The sequence below is a fragment of the Albirhodobacter sp. R86504 genome (assembly GCF_042466415.1).
Lineage (GTDB): Bacteria > Pseudomonadota > Alphaproteobacteria > Rhodobacterales > Rhodobacteraceae > Albirhodobacter.
Genome location: NZ_JAXHCH010000002.1, coordinates 2,536,835 through 2,551,403, shown reverse-complemented (window position 1 = coordinate 2,551,403; position 14,569 = coordinate 2,536,835). Strand labels below are relative to the sequence as shown.

Sequence of the window (14,569 nt, the reverse complement as noted above, 5' to 3'; positions counted from 1 at the left end):
AACAAAAGCAGGAGTGCGCTGATGAAACGAGCCCTGATTACAGGTGGCGCGAAGCGTTTGGGACGGGCAATGGCACTGTTCCTAGCGAACCGGGGTCATGATGTGGCCATCCATTTTGACAGCTCGCGCGAAGCTGCGGAGGAAACCGCAGAAGCGGCCCGCAAATTTGGCGTGCAGGCCGTGATTTTGCAGGCAGATCTGCTCGACGAAGACCAAGCCTCCGGTCTCGTTGATCGCGCCGCAAAGGCCCTTGGTGGGCCGATCGCGCTTTTGATCAACAATGCATCGATCTTTGAGCACGACACAATCGCCACCGCCACAAAGGAGAGTTGGGATCGGCATATCGGCTCCAACCTGCGCGCGCCGTATCTATTGACGCAAGCCTTCGCGCGGCAGGCCCCCGAAGCGGAGCGCGTATCGGAACCGGTCGCGCGCGCGATGATCGTCAATATGGTTGATCAACGCGTGGCGAAGCTCACGCCGGAATTCTCGACCTATACATTGGCGAAGATGGGGCTCTGGGCCCTCACGCAAACCGCTGCACAAGGGCTTGCGCCGGATATCCGTGTGAATGCGATTGGTCCGGGGCCAACCATGCAGGGGGCGCGTCAAACAGCGGAGAATTTCGCAAAGCAGCGCGCCGCAACGATCCTTGAGCGCGGAGGCGACCCTTCGGATATCTGCGCGGCACTCGGGTATCTCATCGAGGCGAAAGCCGTCACAGGACAGCTGATTTGCGTCGATGGAGGGCAGCATCTTGCGTGGCAAACTCCTGATACACAGGGGGTCGAATAGAACGGCGCGGACCGGCTTCTCTTAGTGGTTGAACCGAGTTGTCCACTCATCACGAGCCTGTCACATATCCGTTAAGAATTCGCTAACCATTTCAGGGGTTTGCCAAGATTGTAAATAATTATACAATAATTTCAATGGCTTGCAAATTAGCCTAAAAAATAGGCAACCCCTTGAAACCCCTTTGAATCAACGGAAATCCGATGGTTCAGAAAACTTCCACACAGACTTATCCACAGTTTCCGTGGACACCTTTTCACTTGATCCCCTAGCCGTAAGATTGCAGCGCAGGGCAGAATCGCCCCGCGCTGCATGACTGCCCCTGCGTCACTTGAAACTCCGGCTTGAAAGACCAAATCGAGGGGGCGACCGCTATGCACCGATTCTCCGAAACGAGACCTAGAAACGATCCGCAGAAAGACTCGCGCAATGAGTGACCCGACCCAGCCCCCCCCGCCCGATATGGGTTTTGATCCGCACGACATTCCATCGCAGATCGACCCGCTGGCCGAGGAAGGGAATATCCGTCACATCGGGATCACCGGCCACAAATTGATCGCGGACTATCTCAAACGGCTCGACGGGTCGCCGGGCGTTTACCGGATGCTCAATGCCGCGAATGAGGTTCTCTATGTTGGCAAAGCCCGCAACCTGAAGAACCGGGTCTCGAATTACGCGCGCCCGACAGGACATTCGGCGCGGATTCAACGGATGATCTCCGAAACCTCTGCGATGATGTTTCTCACGACGCGCACCGAAACCGAAGCGCTGCTGTTAGAGCAAAACCTGATCAAACAGCTCAAGCCGCGCTATAACGTCTTGCTGCGTGACGATAAGAGTTTCCCCAATATTTTGATTTCGAAGACAACCGAGTTTCCGCAGATCAAGAAACATCGCGGGGCGCGGCGCGAAAAGGGCACCTATTTCGGGCCCTTTGCCTCCGGAACCGCCGTGAACCGGACGCTCTCGCAACTTCAGCGCGTGTTCTTGTTGCGCAACTGCACGGATGCGATGTTCTCGTCGCGCACGCGCCCCTGTCTGCTGTATCAAATCAAGCGATGTTCAGGCCCCTGCGTCGGGAAGGTGTCGGCGGAAGACTACAGCGGCCTCGTGTCGGATGCCGAACGGTTCTTGCAGGGGAAAAGCACCAAGATCCAAGCCGAGCTCGCCGCACAAATGCAAGCCGCCTCCGATGATATGGAGTTCGAGCGCGCCGCAGCGCTACGCGACCGCATCCAAGCCCTGACCAATGTTCAGGGCGCGCAAGGCATCAATCCTCGCAGCGTGGCCGAAGCCGACGTGATCGCCGTACATATGGATGGCGGGATTGCCTGCGTGCAGGTGTTCTTCATTCGCGCGCACCAATCTTGGGGCAACCGCGACTTCTATCCGAAAACGGGCTCCGGCGCGGAGGAGGCGGAGGTGTTAGAGGCCTTCCTCGGACAGTTCTACGATGACAAGCCGCCGCCGCCTTTGGTGATGATTTCGCACCCGATCGAGGATGAGGATCTCATGATAGACCTGCTCTCCAAACGCGCGGGCAAGAAGGTCACGTTGACAGTCCCGCAGCGGGGCGAAAAGGCCGAGATCATGGAAAATGCGGCGCGCAATGCCCGCGAAAGTCTTGGACGGAAGATGTCGGAATCCGCCGCGCAGACCAAGCTTCTGGACGGTTTAGCGCTTGCCTTCGATCTCGAAGCCCCGCCGAAACGGATCGAGATCTACGATAACTCGCATATTCAAGGCGCCCATGCCGTGGGTGGGATGGTTGTGGCGGGGCCGGAAGGGTTTATCCGCAATCAATACCGCAAGTATAATATTGAGGGGAAAGATCTCACCCCCGGTGACGATTTCGGGATGATGAAAGAGGTTCTTTCGCGTCGGTTTGCCCGATTGCTCAAAGACGATCCCGGTCGCGAGACACCGGCCTGGCCCGATCTCCTACTGATCGACGGCGGCGCGGGACAAGTTTCCGCCGTGCACGACATCATGGTTGAGATGGGCGTGGAGGATATCGCGATGATCGGTGTTGCCAAGGGCGTTGATCGCGACCACGGCAAAGAGGAATTCCACCGCATCGGCAAGCGCCCCTTTGCCCTGCGGATGAACGACCCTGTTCTCTATTACATTCAGCGTTTGCGTGATGAGGCGCATCGCTGGGCGATTGGCGCGCACCGCGCGAAGCGTGCGAAGGCGGTGATGGCAAACCCGCTCGACGAAATTGCGGGCGTCGGAGCCACGCGCAAACGCGCGCTTTTGATGCATTTTGGCTCCGCGAAAGCGGTGTCGCGCGCAGCACTGCCAGATCTACAGCTCGTGCCCGGTATCTCCGCCGCGATTGCGCAAGTTATTTTCGACCACTTCAATCCGAAGGGATAACGAATGATACCGATGCTGAAAATGAACGATGGCAAGATGATCCCTCAGCTTGGGCTGGGCGTCTGGCAAGCCAGCGATGCGGAAGTGTTGGGCGCCATCAAAACGGCGGCGCAGGCCGGCTATCGTCAAATCGATACTGCACGTCGCTACGACAACGAGGCAGGCGTCGGCGAGGCAATCCGCGCCTGCGGCGTTGAACGCGACGAGATGTTTGTCACCACAAAGGTCTGGAATAACGATCAGGGGTATGAGGCCACATTGCGCGCCTTTGACGCCAGCCTAGAGCGCCTCAAGATGGATGTTGTTGACCTGTTCCTCATTCATTGGCCCGTGCCTGAGCAAGGATTGGCAACCGAAACGTGGAAGGCGCTGATCGCGCTGCAAAAACAAGGTCGCGCGCGGTCCATCGGGGTCTGCAATTTCCGCGAGAGCGATCTGGATGAACTGATTGACGCGACCGGCGTCACCCCGGCAATTAACCAGATTGAAATCCATCCGGCCTTCCAGCAGGCGGACCTTATCGCAGCCAATACGAAGCGCGGGATCCTGAGCCAAGCTTGGAGCCCGCTCGGCCAGGGCAAGATGCTGCAAGACCCGACCATCGCGAACATCGCCGCGCAACATCAGCGCACACCCGCGCAGATCATCCTGCGTTGGCACATCGAACAGGGGCATGTCGTGATTCCGAAATCCGTCACCCCTTCGCGTATCCTCGAGAATGCGGCTGTGTTCGATTTCGCGCTAACCGACTCGGACCTGACAGCGATCAAGGGGCTGGACCGCACAGATGGGCGTATTGGGCCCGATCCAGCGACCTTCGCGATGATGTGATCCCCGCATGAATCGGGCCCTGCGCGCGGATTTTCACGCCGCGCGCAGCTTTCCCGCGCGATTGCAGCCCTCTGCAACGTGGCAGAGATGCTATATCCTGATCGAAGGGCCATTCCCTATCTTTCCCTCTCGCGATTGCGGGGCTAGGGTGCGCTCATGACATGGAATTTGCCAAATATACTCACCGTCCTGCGCCTACTCGCCGCCCCCGGCGTCGCAGTGATGTTTTTGTATTTCGCCCGACCGCTGGCCGATTGGTTTGCGCTCGCGCTGTTCGTATCCGCCGCAGTAACTGACTGGTTTGATGGCTATCTTGCCCGCCTATGGCATCAAGAGAGCAAGTTTGGCGCCATGATGGACCCGATTGCGGATAAAGCGATGGTGGTAATCGCCTTGGTGATCATCACGGGCTATTCGGGGATGAACCCATGGTTGATCCTGCCGGTCACCGTAATTCTCTTCCGCGAAGTCTTCGTATCTGGCCTGCGTGAGTTCCTTGGCGCGGATGCGGGCAAGCTCAAAGTGACCAAACTCGCAAAGTGGAAAACGACCGCGCAGATGGTCGCAATCTCGATTTTGTTCCTTGGCACTGGCCTGACCTATCTCGAACGTGGCCGCGCGCCGCTGGTAGGTGAGGGTGATCTGCCACATGGGGCATCGGTTGCGGATCTGGCAACCCATGCCGGGCTTGCGATTATCTGGATCGCGGCCGTGCTTACAGCCGTGACAGGGTGGGATTATTTCCGCAAGGCGCTGCCTTTCTTGCGCGGGCCGAAATGAGCGCGCAAAAAATCACTGTCGTCTATTTTGCTTGGGTGCGTGAGCGCATCGGGAAAGCGCGCGAGGAAGTAGAAACCGCCGCCACAACGCCCGAAGGCCTGATCGCGGAACTCCGCGCGCGCGAACCCCGCTATGAGGCCGCCTTCGCGGATATTCGCGCGTTGCGCGTCGCGTTGGATCAAGAGCTCTCCGACTTTAACACATCTCTAGCGGGCGTGCGTGAAGTCGCTTTCTTCCCGCCAATGACAGGCGGATGATCAAGGTCTCGATCCAGCCCGAAGCGTTCGATGTCGGGTCCGAACTCGCCGAGATTGGCGCCGCCCCCGCAGGCGCTGTCGTGAGTTTCACTGGCATTGTGCGGGATGACAGCGGCGAAATGCTCGCGTTGGAAATCGAACATTATCCCGCGATGACAACCCGCGCGATCACATCAATCGTAGAGGAAGCCTGTGCGCGCTGGGATCTGGTCGATGTGGTGGTGATCCACAGGTTCGGGCGCTTGGATGTCGGGGCGCAGATCATGATGGTCGCCACAGCTGCGCGCCACCGTGTCGCCGCGTTTGAGGCTGCCGAGTTTTTGATGGATTACCTCAAATCGCGCGCTCCGTTTTGGAAGCGCGAAATCGGGCCCGATGGCGCGTCATGGGTCGAGGCGAAAGCCGCCGATGAGGATGCGCTAAAGCGTTGGTGAGATGCCGCCCCTAGAGGTTATCGGTTACGCGGAACCCTTCGGGAATTTGATCTACCCCGTCGAGCACCAGATCGGCCATGACCTGCGCAATTTTCGGCGCCATCCCGAACCCGATTTTGAACCCACCATTCGCGATGAAATGCCCTGCGCGATCAGGCCAAGCACCCAGCATCGGCGCTCGTGTCTTCGCCCTCGGACGCGCACCTGCCCAACGGTCAATGACGGGCGCATCCGCAATCGCAGGGCAAAGCACACGCGCCGTCTCGATCAATGTCTCCAAGCTCTCGTCGGTGCTGTTCGCATCCTCAAACTCACGTTCGGTCGTGGAGCCGATGGCGATCGTGCCGTCTGCGTGGGCAATGATATGCAAGCTGCCGGTATAAACTTGCGGGGCATCCCGCAAACCGGCTATGGCGCGCCCATCAAGGAGAGCGGACTGGCCCTTAATCCCCTGCCCGACCGTCTTGCCAAAGGCTTGGGTTAGATCGTCGAGGCCCGCCGCCCCTGTGGCGTGGATGACCGTGCCGCGATCCGCATGATCACCGATCAGAACTTCCCCGCCCAAAGCACAAATGCCCAACGCCAATGCCTGAGCCGCGGCGCGCGGCGCGGCCCGCGCCGAGAGCGTATCGAAAATCACAAGGCCCGTCGCACTCGGGGGGGTAAACGCGCCGAACTCTCGCGCCTCGCGGATTTCCCAGACCGCGTGATCCTGCCACAAAGCCTTCGCACTTTCTCCGCGCGCCCGGGCAAGTTCAATCGCCGCTTCATCCTTGAGGGGCTGCACCCTACCGACGCGGCCGTACCCCGCATCACCGCCACCAATATCGCGCACGGAGTCCCAAAACGCCTGCGCCATCAACAGGCTTTCGAGTTGGAATGCTTTTTTAGGGTTCCAGTTCTCCGGAACATGCGGCGCGAGCGCGCCCACATGCCCGCCGGACGATCCCGCACCAATACGCGTCGTCTCGATCACTCGCACCTTGGCGCCCCGCCGCGCGCATTCAAACCCGATCGCCAAGCCAAACACCCCCGCTCCCCGTACGGTGATCTCTTGCCTTGCCGCAGGTTTGATCCGGTTTGCGATTGTCATTATCCTTGCCCTTCGCCATGGTGCGCCGATTCAGGGGTAGACCAGATGCACGACCAAGACCAGAGCACGCTCACGTGGCGCGATGGGGTTATCCCCGTTTCAAACCGTTTCGATGATCCGTATTTCAGCCTCAATGACGGGCTGGCAGAAACGCGACATGTGTTTCTCGCAGGCAATGATTTGCCTGCCCGCCTACGCAACGGGTTCCACATTGCAGAGCTAGGCTTCGGCACGGGGCTCAACATGCTCGCGACGGCGATGATCGCCGATGCTCCAATCCGGTTCACCTCGTTTGAAGCTTATCCCCTGGAGGCCGCGGAAATCGCCCGCGCGTTGGATCATTTTCCTCAAGCGCGCGCGGTGGCTGACCCGTTTCTTGATGCATGGGCCCGCGGCGCGCGGCGCTTTGACGTGGGCCCTGTGGCGGTGGAGATTATCGTCGGCGATGCTCGCGAGACCTTGCCACAATGGAGCGAGAAGGCCGATGCATGGTTTTTGGACGGGTTTTCGCCCGCCAAAAACCCCGAGCTTTGGAATGAAGACATTCTCGCGGCCGTCGGTGCGCACACCGCGCAAGACGGCACATTCGCGACCTACACCGCAGCCGGTTTTGTGCGCCGCGGCCTGCAAGACGCGGGCTTCCATGTCGAGCGGATTGCCGGTCATGGCCGCAAACGCCATATGACACGCGGCCACCTTTTGACGACGGATATTTCACATGGCTGAGCAAGATAACCGAAAAGGCATTTGGATGATGGTCGCGGTGACGATCATCTTCGCCCTCCAAGACGGGATCTCGCGTCATCTCGCGGATACTTACAATGTCTACATGGCGATCTTGGTGCGCTTTTGGTTTTTTGCGGGCTTCGTCATTCTTATCGCCGCGCGCAGCACTGGCGGCCTGCGCCGCGCTATGCGCTCAAACCGGCCCAAAACACAGATTTTACGCTCGGTGATCTTGGCGCTTGAAGTGATCGTAATGATCCAGTCCTTCGTTTATCTGGGCCTGATCGAAAGTCATGCTGTCTTCGCGTGCTACCCGTTGCTCGTCGCCGCACTCTCGGGGCCAGTCCTGGGGGAGGCCGTAGGCTGGCGTAGGATCACCGCGATTGTCATCGGGTTTATCGGTGTGCTCATCGTTTTGCGGCCCGGCTTCGATGTGTTCTCGCCTTACGCCCTAGTCCCGCTGCTGGCGGCGGCGATGTTTGCCATCTATTCCTTGATGACGCGCTATGTCGGGCGACACGACCCCGCATCAGTGTCGTTTTTCTACACAGGTGTGGTCAGCGCTGCCGTGATCACCGTGATCGGCCTGCCTTATTGGGTGCCCATGACAGGCTCTGACTGGGGATTGATGGGCATACTCTGCCTGACAGCCTCCGCAGGGCATTATCTGTTGATCCGGGTCTATGAGGTCGCCGAGGCGTCGGCTGTGCAACCGTTTGCCTACCTCCAACTCGTCTTTGCCTCGCTCCTCGGGGTCTTGGTCTTTGGCGAGACGATTGAGATGAACGTCGCGATCGGTGTTTTGGTCGTTGTCGGGGCGGGTGTCTTCACACTGTGGCGCGCACGTGTGAAATCCACCGGCGACGAGGATGAAACCCCGCCCCTAAAACCCTAACAATCTGTGCGGTGGCGCGTCCTCATGAGCGTCTGCGCTCATTGCCCGCGCAGCTCTTGTGAGAACGTCACTGGGCCCGCCTCCGCCCCAAGGCGCATCCGGTAAACGGGAAGGCTTTCGGCCACGCGCATCACGTAGTTTCGTGTTTCCGAGAAGGGGATCATCTCGACCCAATCGACGATGTCGACAGTCGGTTCACGCGGATCGCCACGCTCCTCCATCCACCGCCGCGATCGCCCTGGCCCGGCGTTGTAACCAACCGCAACGAGAACCGGACTAGAGCCGAACTCCGCGCGCAGCGTCGCCAGATATTCAGCCCCCAATTGCGCGTTGTAATCGGGATTTGTCAGGCGGTTTACGTCATATTCAACGCCCAGCTTTGACGCCATCATCTTCGCGGTTCCTGGCATCAACTGCATGAGCCCGCGCGCGCCCACGGGCGAGCCTGCGGTGGCGTCAAATTCACTCTCACGCCGCGCGATTGCGAGGGCGAGTTCCGGCGGAACGGAGAGTTTGTCTTTCTCGATACCCGTCAGCGGGAAATAGGCGGAGGTGAGAACCAGCCCATCCGTTGCGGCACGCTTTGCAAGGCGAACGGCAAGCGTGGGATCGTTCCACTCCTGCGCGAGCTTCGCAAGGCCTGCGATATCGCGGGCCCCCAAGCTTTCGGAGAGGTGCAAGATGAATCGCCGCGCCAACTCATCCGCGCCCGCATCATGCAACAACACTGCGGCCTCAAAAACCGAACTACTGCGGAAAGTGCCTTCCTTCCAATCGGGAAGCGGCGCTGTTCCTGCGAGGGTCGGATCCAATGTGCCGCCGATCTTTTCAGCTGCGAGAAGCCCGTAATACGCCGTCTGATGCGCAGCGGCGCGGGCATAGGCGGCCCGAGCATCCGCCGTGCGGCCCATGTGTTCCAGCGCGCGCCCTTCCCAATACCCCGCGCGCGCGGAGGAAATCGGGCTTTCAACGAGTGTTTCGAGATGCTGGAAATGGCCGAGCGCGGTCGGCCCATCCCCTAGCTTCAGCGCCGCATATCCGGAAATCCATTCGAGATCGGCATAGGCCTCACCACTGTTCAAATGGTGGTTGGACGCCAAACGATAGGCGCGGCGCGCATTACCGTTCCGCAGATCAAGCCGCGCTAGGCGGGCGCGGATACTTGCCCAGTTTCGCGGATCGCCCAAGCTGGCCGCCGTGACCGAGCGCTCTAGAATGAGCTCGATTGCCGCATCGTCGAAATCCTTGCGCGCACGCCAATCGGCGCGATCTTTGGCGAGGCCAGCGGAGGTATTGATCGGATGCGGAACGGCCGCGACCAAGGCATCGACGCCGTTTGCATCGGATTGCAAAGCAATACGTGCCTGCGCCACCGCACGCGTGTTCGGGCTGACGTGATCCAGCATCCGGCTAGCGGAGCGCCAATCGCCTGCATCAAGCAACATCGCCATCCGCCCATCATGATGGGGGGCGAGCTGTTCGGCATAGCGCGTCAAAAACTCGGCCTCGTCGGCGCTGCTCAACGTCAGGGAACGCCACGCTTTCGCCGCCGCGGCCGCCGCATGCTCCCCGTCCCCCATCGCCCCGTGTGCCGCAACCAAAGCAAGCGCACCTGTGCCGGTGATCGGTTCGTTCTCCGCGAAATAGGCCAAGACCTGCGCCGCGGGGGCGTCAGCGAGCTTGCTTTCCCCTTTGCGGCGCAAGAGCTCCATCCCCGGCCAATCCTCGCGGCGCGTGGCAAAATCTGCGTAATCGGCAAACGCCCCTTCGCCTGCCCGCAAGCGGTGCCACTCCATAATATCAAACGCGAGCGGTCCCGAGGTTCGCGCATCGCTCTCAGCGCGCACCCAATCGCCCGCGTCAGCGGCTTGCAGCGCCCTCGCGAGCGGCTCTGGCGCATCCGCAAAGCCCCGCGACGCCGGCGCAATGAGCACCAGCCCCGCGAACAGGGTATGGATAAGGTGGTTCATCATGAGCGTGCCTGTCTGCTTTTTTCCCTTCCTGCCCGATTCGGGCTAACCGGTTCAATACACAAACGCGCCAGCATCAAACTGACCGCCACAGAGTTGAGACGCGCGCTTGGCAATCGCGCAATGCTCGGCTAGTTTCCGCGCCACTATAGAACGGCGAATCCGCCATCATCACAAGGCCCCAGATCAAAGGGCAAATTTTAAGGAGCGTGTCATGTTCAAAGGGTCTTACCCCGCACTGATCACGCCGTTCAAGGACGGCGCGTTGGATCTGGACGCGCTCAAAAAACTTGTGGATTGGCACATCCGTGAAGGTAGCCACGGGCTTGTCCCGGTTGGCACCACGGGTGAGAGCCCCACGGTAAGCCACGAAGAACATATGTTGGTCGTGTCGGAGGTCGTCAAAGCGGCGGCTGGCCGGATCAAAATTATCGCGGGGGCTGGTTCGAACTCTACCGCCGAAGGTGTGGATCTGATCAAACATGCGGAAGCAACCGGCGCGGACGGTGCTCTCGTTGTGACGCCATATTACAACAAACCGACCCAGCGCGGCATGGTCGCGCATTTCACCGCAATGCATGACGCATGTTCGCTCCCGATCATCATATATAACATCCCGGGTCGTTCGGTTGTGGATATGATGCCCGATACGATGGCAGAGCTTGCAAAATTGCCGCGCATTGTCGGCGTGAAAGATGCGACCGGCGATCTCGCCCGCGTTGCAAAACAACGCATGACCTGCGGCGCGGAATTCCTGCAACTGTCGGGCGAAGACGCAACCGCGGTTGGCTTCAACGCGATGGGGGGCGTCGGCTGCATCTCGGTGACGGCAAACGTCGCGCCTAAGCTGTGCGCACAGATGCAGCAGGCCTGCCTCGCCGGCGACTACGCGACGGCCCTAGATATTCAAGATAAGCTTATTCCGCTGCACATCGCGATCTTCATTGAGCCGGGCGTCGCGGGCGCAAAATATGCGATGTCGAAACTTGGCCTGTGCTCGCCAGAAGTGCGGCTTCCGTTGACGGAGCTATTGGACGAAACGAAAGCTAAAATCGACGCGGCGATGATCCACGCGGGTTTGCTCTAAGATATCATCCTCCAGACGTCAAAAGACCCCGCCGGATAATCGTCCGGCGGGGTCTTTTTATTGAGTTGGGTCGCCGCAATCGCGGATCGGATCAGGCGTCGTTTTCTTCGCCGATCGGATCCTCCTGCTCGTCCGCCAAAGCCTGCGCCGCCGTATCAGCGCCCGGTGTAAAGATCGCCCAGCCCGACTTGTTGGTATCCTCAGGCAAGGCATCGGGCGACCATTCGCGGTGCAAATTCGCCTTCGCGAGGAAATGCGCGGTGATCGGGGCGGTCATGAACAGGAAAAGCGTGATCAGCAATTCATGGAACGAGAAGCCACTTCCGAAGGCCGCGAACCAAATCATCGAAGCGATCAGAACGCCACCGATGCCAAGCGTCGCAGCCTTTGTCGGCGCATGCAGGCGCGTCATTGGATCAGGCAGCTTGATAAGCCCTATCGAGCCCACCAGACCAAAGAAGCCCCCCAAGATGAGACAGGCCGAAATCAGAATTTCCCAGATCAAATCCATCACATCCTCACTCGATAATATCGCCGCGAAGGATAAACTTCGCATAGGCGACCGTGGAGACAAAACCGACCATCGCGAACAAGATCGACGCCTCAAAGTAGATCCCGTTATTCTCATCGATCCCGAAGAGGATCAAAAGCGCGATCGCGTTTACGACCATCGTATCCAAAGCGAGGATGCGATCCGTAACCCCCGGCGCGCGAACGATGCGGAACAGATTTAGCAACAGCGCGATTGAGAAGCATGCGATTGCGAAAACGAGCGCATATCCGATCATACGAAAATCTCCTTCAGGCGGGCCTCGTAGCGCGTCTTGATCTCGTCGCGCACAGAGTCTGGATCAGGGGCGTGGAGGCAATGCACCAACAATGATCGACCGTCGGTCGAAAGCTCGGCCGAGAGCGTGCCTGGTGTCATCGTCACAGTCGACGCCAAAGCGGTAATCGATTCAGGCGAGGTCAAATCCAGCGGCACATTCACCCACGCAGGTTGCAGATCCTTGTTCGATTTGAACAAAACAATCATCGCAACATCGAGGTTCGATTTGACGATATCGTACAACACGATGCCGAGGTAGGCGACCAGCTTATGCGGGTTACGAATGACCGACCGGTCAGGCCAGTAAGGCTCGGTGATGGCCGGAATAATGATCCCGAGGATCAGGCCCATCACAAGGCTGCCCCAGCGGAAATCATTGACGAGCATCAACCAGACAACGGTCAGCGTGAGCGACAGATAGGGATGCGGGAAAAGACGTTTCAGCATGGCGGTCCCCTTAATGCGCGACATCGGTCGCGGGCGATGTTGCGCCGGTTGCGTCATAATCGGCTGGCGGAGCAACGGTCAGATCGTCACCGTGGCTATCGTCCTGACCTGCTTCGTGCGCGGCGTCACTCGTGCCCGTAGCATCGGGCGCATCATGCCCGTGCGCGCCAGCTTCCTGCGCCGCCATCGCCCGCTCCAAAGCGCCATCCATCACAGCAGAGATATAGGCCTGCGGCGGATAAAGCTGGTCTGCCGTGCCGCGCATCCATTTCGCGGCAGGCCCGGCGAAGATCACCAGCGCGACCAAAACGCCGAGCGGTAGAAACGCGGAGGTAATCGCAAGGAATGGGGTCTCCTTCCGTTCGGTGATATCCCCAAGGCTTAACGCATCCTCGGAATAGGCTTTCCAGAAGACCGTCGAGCCCGCGCGTGCGAAGCCGTAGATTGCAATCAGCGAGGTGATCAGGATGGCCGCCCAGATCAGATAGCCACCGGCAAGATCCCTGAGCGCGTCCATGATCATCAACTTGCCCAAGAAGCCGGACAAAGGCGGCATCCCCGCCATCGCGATCGCGGAGGCGAAAAATCCGGCCGCGAGGAGGCCGTGGCCCTCCATCGGCTGCACTGCGCGGATTGTCAGGCCGCGCACCCCGCGGCGCATCCGCATAATGTCCACGATCAGGAACAGGGCGGCGGCGGCAAAGGTCGAATGCACCATGTAATAGAGACCTGCCGCTGTTGCGGCCGGATCAAATTGCGCGAAGGCCAACATCATTGTGCCGACAGACCCGACCACCGCATAGGCCACCGTCCGCCCCAGATCGCGGGCGCCCATAACACCGATCATGCCGATCACCATCGACACCACAGCCGCGGGCACAAGCACATCATACGCCATATCGCCAATCGTGCCACCGCGCGGGAACATCAACGTATAGATACGCACGATCGCATAGACGCCAACTTTCGTCATGATCGCAAAGAGCGCCGCCACCGGCCCAGGAGCGTTTGCATAGGTGCCCGGCAACCAGAACTGGAAGGGAACGAGTGCCGCCTTAACAGCGAAGACGAGCATCAGAAGCATCGCCCCAACCCGCACAAGCGCCGTGCTTTCAGGGGGCAGGATCGCCACCTTCTGCGCCAGATCCGCCATAGAGAGCGTCCCCGTCACCGAGTAAATCGTACCAAGCGCAATCAGGAACAAAGCCGAACCGGCGAGGTTATAAACGACATATTGCACGCCAGCTTTCAGGCGATCCTTGCCGCCCGAATGGATCATCAGACCATAAGACGCGATCAACAATACCTCGAAGAACACGAACAGGTTGAACGCATCGCCCGTCAAGAACGCACCGTTGAGGCCCATCATCTGGAACTGCAGCAAAGAATGGAAATGCCATCCGCGGCGATCCCAACCTGCACCGGTGGCGTAGAGCGCGACGATAAGGCCCAGTAGCGCCGTCAAGACGAGCATCAAAGCCGCCAAACGGTCAAGGACGAGGGTAATCCCGAAGGGCGCCTCCCAATTCCCGAGGCGGTAAACCTGCGGATCGTGGGAGGTTGCATAGGCCGCGAGTGAAATCGCGAGGCCCAAATGGGTGAGCATCCCGATGATCGAGAAGACACGCTGCGCCGTTAGATCAAACCGCGCCCAAAGCACAATAAGCGGTGCAAGGAATGCAGGCAGGATAACGGGAAGGATCATCCAATGGGTCATTGCGCGTCCTCCTCGTCGAGGTTGATGCGGTCATCGCCCGCTTCGATATAAGCTCCGAGCGACATCATCACCAATACGGCCGTCATCCCGAAGGAGATAACGATCGCCGTCAGGACAAGCGCCTGCGGCACAGGATCGGTGTAGACATTGTCGTGATGCGACAGGATCGGCGGCAAGTTCACCGCGAGACGACCCGTGGCGAACAGGAAAATATTAACCGCGTAAGACAGCAGCGACATCCCCAAGACAACAGGGAACGTGCGCAAACGCAAGATGAGGTAGAGGCCGGCCGCGCACATTGCGCCCACCGCCGTTGCGACGAGGATTTCCAT

The 14,569-nt window shown here is 59.4% G+C and carries 16 protein-coding genes; 9 read left to right on the top strand and 7 right to left on the bottom strand.

What is annotated here, in order from left to right; translation table 11 throughout:
• The first annotated feature begins 21 nt into the window (after positions 1-21).
• The 6 genes from SJY32_RS14305 to SJY32_RS14280 all read left to right on the top strand — a co-directional run bounded on the left by SJY32_RS14305 (position 22) and on the right by SJY32_RS14280 (position 5,473).
• The gene (locus SJY32_RS14305; RefSeq protein ID WP_376876759.1) at positions 22-795 is read left to right on the top strand and encodes an SDR family oxidoreductase; all 774 of its coding nucleotides are present in this window, start codon (positions 22-24) and stop codon (positions 793-795) included.
• Positions 796-1,221: 426 nt separating this feature from the next.
• Positions 1,222-3,171 carry an excinuclease ABC subunit UvrC gene (uvrC, locus tag SJY32_RS14300; RefSeq protein ID WP_376876756.1) on the top strand — a complete coding sequence of 650 codons (1,950 nt, stop codon included), beginning with the start codon at positions 1,222-1,224 and terminating at the stop codon, positions 3,169-3,171.
• A 3-nt stretch (positions 3,172-3,174) separates the two neighbouring features.
• Entirely contained in the window at positions 3,175-4,002 is an 828-nt protein-coding gene (locus SJY32_RS14295; RefSeq protein ID WP_376876753.1) for an aldo/keto reductase, read from the top strand.
• A gap of 156 nt (positions 4,003-4,158) precedes the next feature.
• Complete coding sequence (gene pgsA / locus SJY32_RS14290; RefSeq protein WP_376876750.1) at positions 4,159-4,782, top strand: CDP-diacylglycerol--glycerol-3-phosphate 3-phosphatidyltransferase; 624 nt, start codon at positions 4,159-4,161, stop codon at positions 4,780-4,782.
• An 11-nt stretch (positions 4,783-4,793) separates the two neighbouring features.
• Positions 4,794-5,039: a molybdopterin converting factor subunit 1 gene (gene moaD / locus SJY32_RS14285; protein WP_376877768.1), complete on the top strand. Its 246-nt coding sequence runs from the start codon at positions 4,794-4,796 to the stop codon at positions 5,037-5,039.
• Complete coding sequence (locus SJY32_RS14280) at positions 5,036-5,473, top strand: molybdenum cofactor biosynthesis protein MoaE (protein WP_376876747.1); 438 nt, start codon at positions 5,036-5,038, stop codon at positions 5,471-5,473. The genes moaD and SJY32_RS14280 overlap by 4 nt, the downstream gene beginning before the upstream one ends.
• A gap of 10 nt (positions 5,474-5,483) precedes the next feature.
• On the opposite strand, the gene SJY32_RS14275 is transcribed toward SJY32_RS14280, so the two are convergent.
• Positions 5,484-6,566 (bottom strand): NAD(P)/FAD-dependent oxidoreductase, encoded by a 1,083-nt coding sequence (locus SJY32_RS14275; protein ID WP_376876744.1) that lies wholly within the window; start codon positions 6,564-6,566, stop codon positions 5,484-5,486.
• Between the two features lie 45 nt (positions 6,567-6,611).
• On the opposite strand from SJY32_RS14275, the gene mnmD reads away from it, so the two are divergent.
• Complete coding sequence (gene mnmD / locus SJY32_RS14270) at positions 6,612-7,292, top strand: tRNA (5-methylaminomethyl-2-thiouridine)(34)-methyltransferase MnmD (RefSeq protein WP_376876741.1); 681 nt, start codon at positions 6,612-6,614, stop codon at positions 7,290-7,292.
• Entirely contained in the window at positions 7,285-8,187 is a 903-nt protein-coding gene (locus SJY32_RS14265; RefSeq protein WP_376876738.1) for a DMT family transporter, read from the top strand. The genes mnmD and SJY32_RS14265 overlap by 8 nt, the downstream gene beginning before the upstream one ends.
• A gap of 38 nt (positions 8,188-8,225) precedes the next feature.
• On the opposite strand, the gene SJY32_RS14260 is transcribed toward SJY32_RS14265, so the two are convergent.
• Positions 8,226-10,160, bottom strand: a complete 1,935-nt coding sequence (locus SJY32_RS14260) for a lytic transglycosylase domain-containing protein (RefSeq protein WP_376876735.1) — start codon at positions 10,158-10,160, stop codon at positions 8,226-8,228.
• A gap of 211 nt (positions 10,161-10,371) precedes the next feature.
• Between SJY32_RS14260 and dapA the strand changes: the two genes are divergently transcribed.
• Complete coding sequence (dapA, locus tag SJY32_RS14255) at positions 10,372-11,244, top strand: 4-hydroxy-tetrahydrodipicolinate synthase (RefSeq protein ID WP_376876732.1); 873 nt, start codon at positions 10,372-10,374, stop codon at positions 11,242-11,244.
• 91 nt (positions 11,245-11,335) lie between these two features.
• On the opposite strand, the gene SJY32_RS14250 is transcribed toward dapA, so the two are convergent.
• The 5 genes from SJY32_RS14250 to SJY32_RS14230 are packed head-to-tail and all read right to left on the bottom strand — an operon-like array spanning position 11,336 to position 14,569.
• Positions 11,336-11,755 (bottom strand): Na+/H+ antiporter subunit G, encoded by a 420-nt coding sequence (locus SJY32_RS14250; protein WP_376876729.1) that lies wholly within the window; start codon positions 11,753-11,755, stop codon positions 11,336-11,338.
• A gap of 7 nt (positions 11,756-11,762) precedes the next feature.
• Positions 11,763-12,032: a K+/H+ antiporter subunit F gene (locus tag SJY32_RS14245; protein WP_376876726.1), complete on the bottom strand. Its 270-nt coding sequence runs from the start codon at positions 12,030-12,032 to the stop codon at positions 11,763-11,765.
• Positions 12,029-12,520: a Na+/H+ antiporter subunit E gene (locus SJY32_RS14240; protein WP_376876723.1), complete on the bottom strand. Its 492-nt coding sequence runs from the start codon at positions 12,518-12,520 to the stop codon at positions 12,029-12,031. The genes SJY32_RS14245 and SJY32_RS14240 overlap by 4 nt, the downstream gene beginning before the upstream one ends.
• Positions 12,521-12,530: 10 nt before the next feature.
• Positions 12,531-14,237 carry a monovalent cation/H+ antiporter subunit D gene (locus tag SJY32_RS14235; protein WP_376876715.1) on the bottom strand — a complete coding sequence of 569 codons (1,707 nt, stop codon included), beginning with the start codon at positions 14,235-14,237 and terminating at the stop codon, positions 12,531-12,533.
• Positions 14,234-14,569: a Na+/H+ antiporter subunit C gene (locus SJY32_RS14230; RefSeq protein WP_376876712.1), complete on the bottom strand. Its 336-nt coding sequence runs from the start codon at positions 14,567-14,569 to the stop codon at positions 14,234-14,236. Before SJY32_RS14230 ends, SJY32_RS14235 begins: the two co-directional genes overlap by 4 nt.

Coding starts and splice junctions, on each gene's coding strand:
- pgsA (WP_376876750.1), top strand. CDS start 4,159: ATGACATGGAATTTGCCAAATATACTCACCGTCCTGCGCCTACTCGCC.
- uvrC (WP_376876756.1), top strand. CDS start 1,222: ATGAGTGACCCGACCCAGCCCCCCCCGCCCGATATGGGTTTTGATCCG.
- SJY32_RS14275 (WP_376876744.1), bottom strand. CDS start 6,566: ATGACAATCGCAAACCGGATCAAACCTGCGGCAAGGCAAGAGATCACC.
- SJY32_RS14230 (WP_376876712.1), bottom strand. CDS start 14,569: ATGGAAATCCTCGTCGCAACGGCGGTGGGCGCAATGTGCGCGGCCGGC.
- dapA (WP_376876732.1), top strand. CDS start 10,372: ATGTTCAAAGGGTCTTACCCCGCACTGATCACGCCGTTCAAGGACGGC.
- SJY32_RS14305 (WP_376876759.1), top strand. CDS start 22: ATGAAACGAGCCCTGATTACAGGTGGCGCGAAGCGTTTGGGACGGGCA.
- mnmD (WP_376876741.1), top strand. CDS start 6,612: ATGCACGACCAAGACCAGAGCACGCTCACGTGGCGCGATGGGGTTATC.
- SJY32_RS14240 (WP_376876723.1), bottom strand. CDS start 12,520: ATGCTGAAACGTCTTTTCCCGCATCCCTATCTGTCGCTCACGCTGACC.
- SJY32_RS14235 (WP_376876715.1), bottom strand. CDS start 14,237: ATGACCCATTGGATGATCCTTCCCGTTATCCTGCCTGCATTCCTTGCA.
- SJY32_RS14245 (WP_376876726.1), bottom strand. CDS start 12,032: ATGATCGGATATGCGCTCGTTTTCGCAATCGCATGCTTCTCAATCGCG.
- SJY32_RS14250 (WP_376876729.1), bottom strand. CDS start 11,755: ATGGATTTGATCTGGGAAATTCTGATTTCGGCCTGTCTCATCTTGGGG.
- SJY32_RS14280 (WP_376876747.1), top strand. CDS start 5,036: ATGATCAAGGTCTCGATCCAGCCCGAAGCGTTCGATGTCGGGTCCGAA.
- SJY32_RS14260 (WP_376876735.1), bottom strand. CDS start 10,160: ATGATGAACCACCTTATCCATACCCTGTTCGCGGGGCTGGTGCTCATT.
- SJY32_RS14295 (WP_376876753.1), top strand. CDS start 3,175: ATGATACCGATGCTGAAAATGAACGATGGCAAGATGATCCCTCAGCTT.
- SJY32_RS14265 (WP_376876738.1), top strand. CDS start 7,285: ATGGCTGAGCAAGATAACCGAAAAGGCATTTGGATGATGGTCGCGGTG.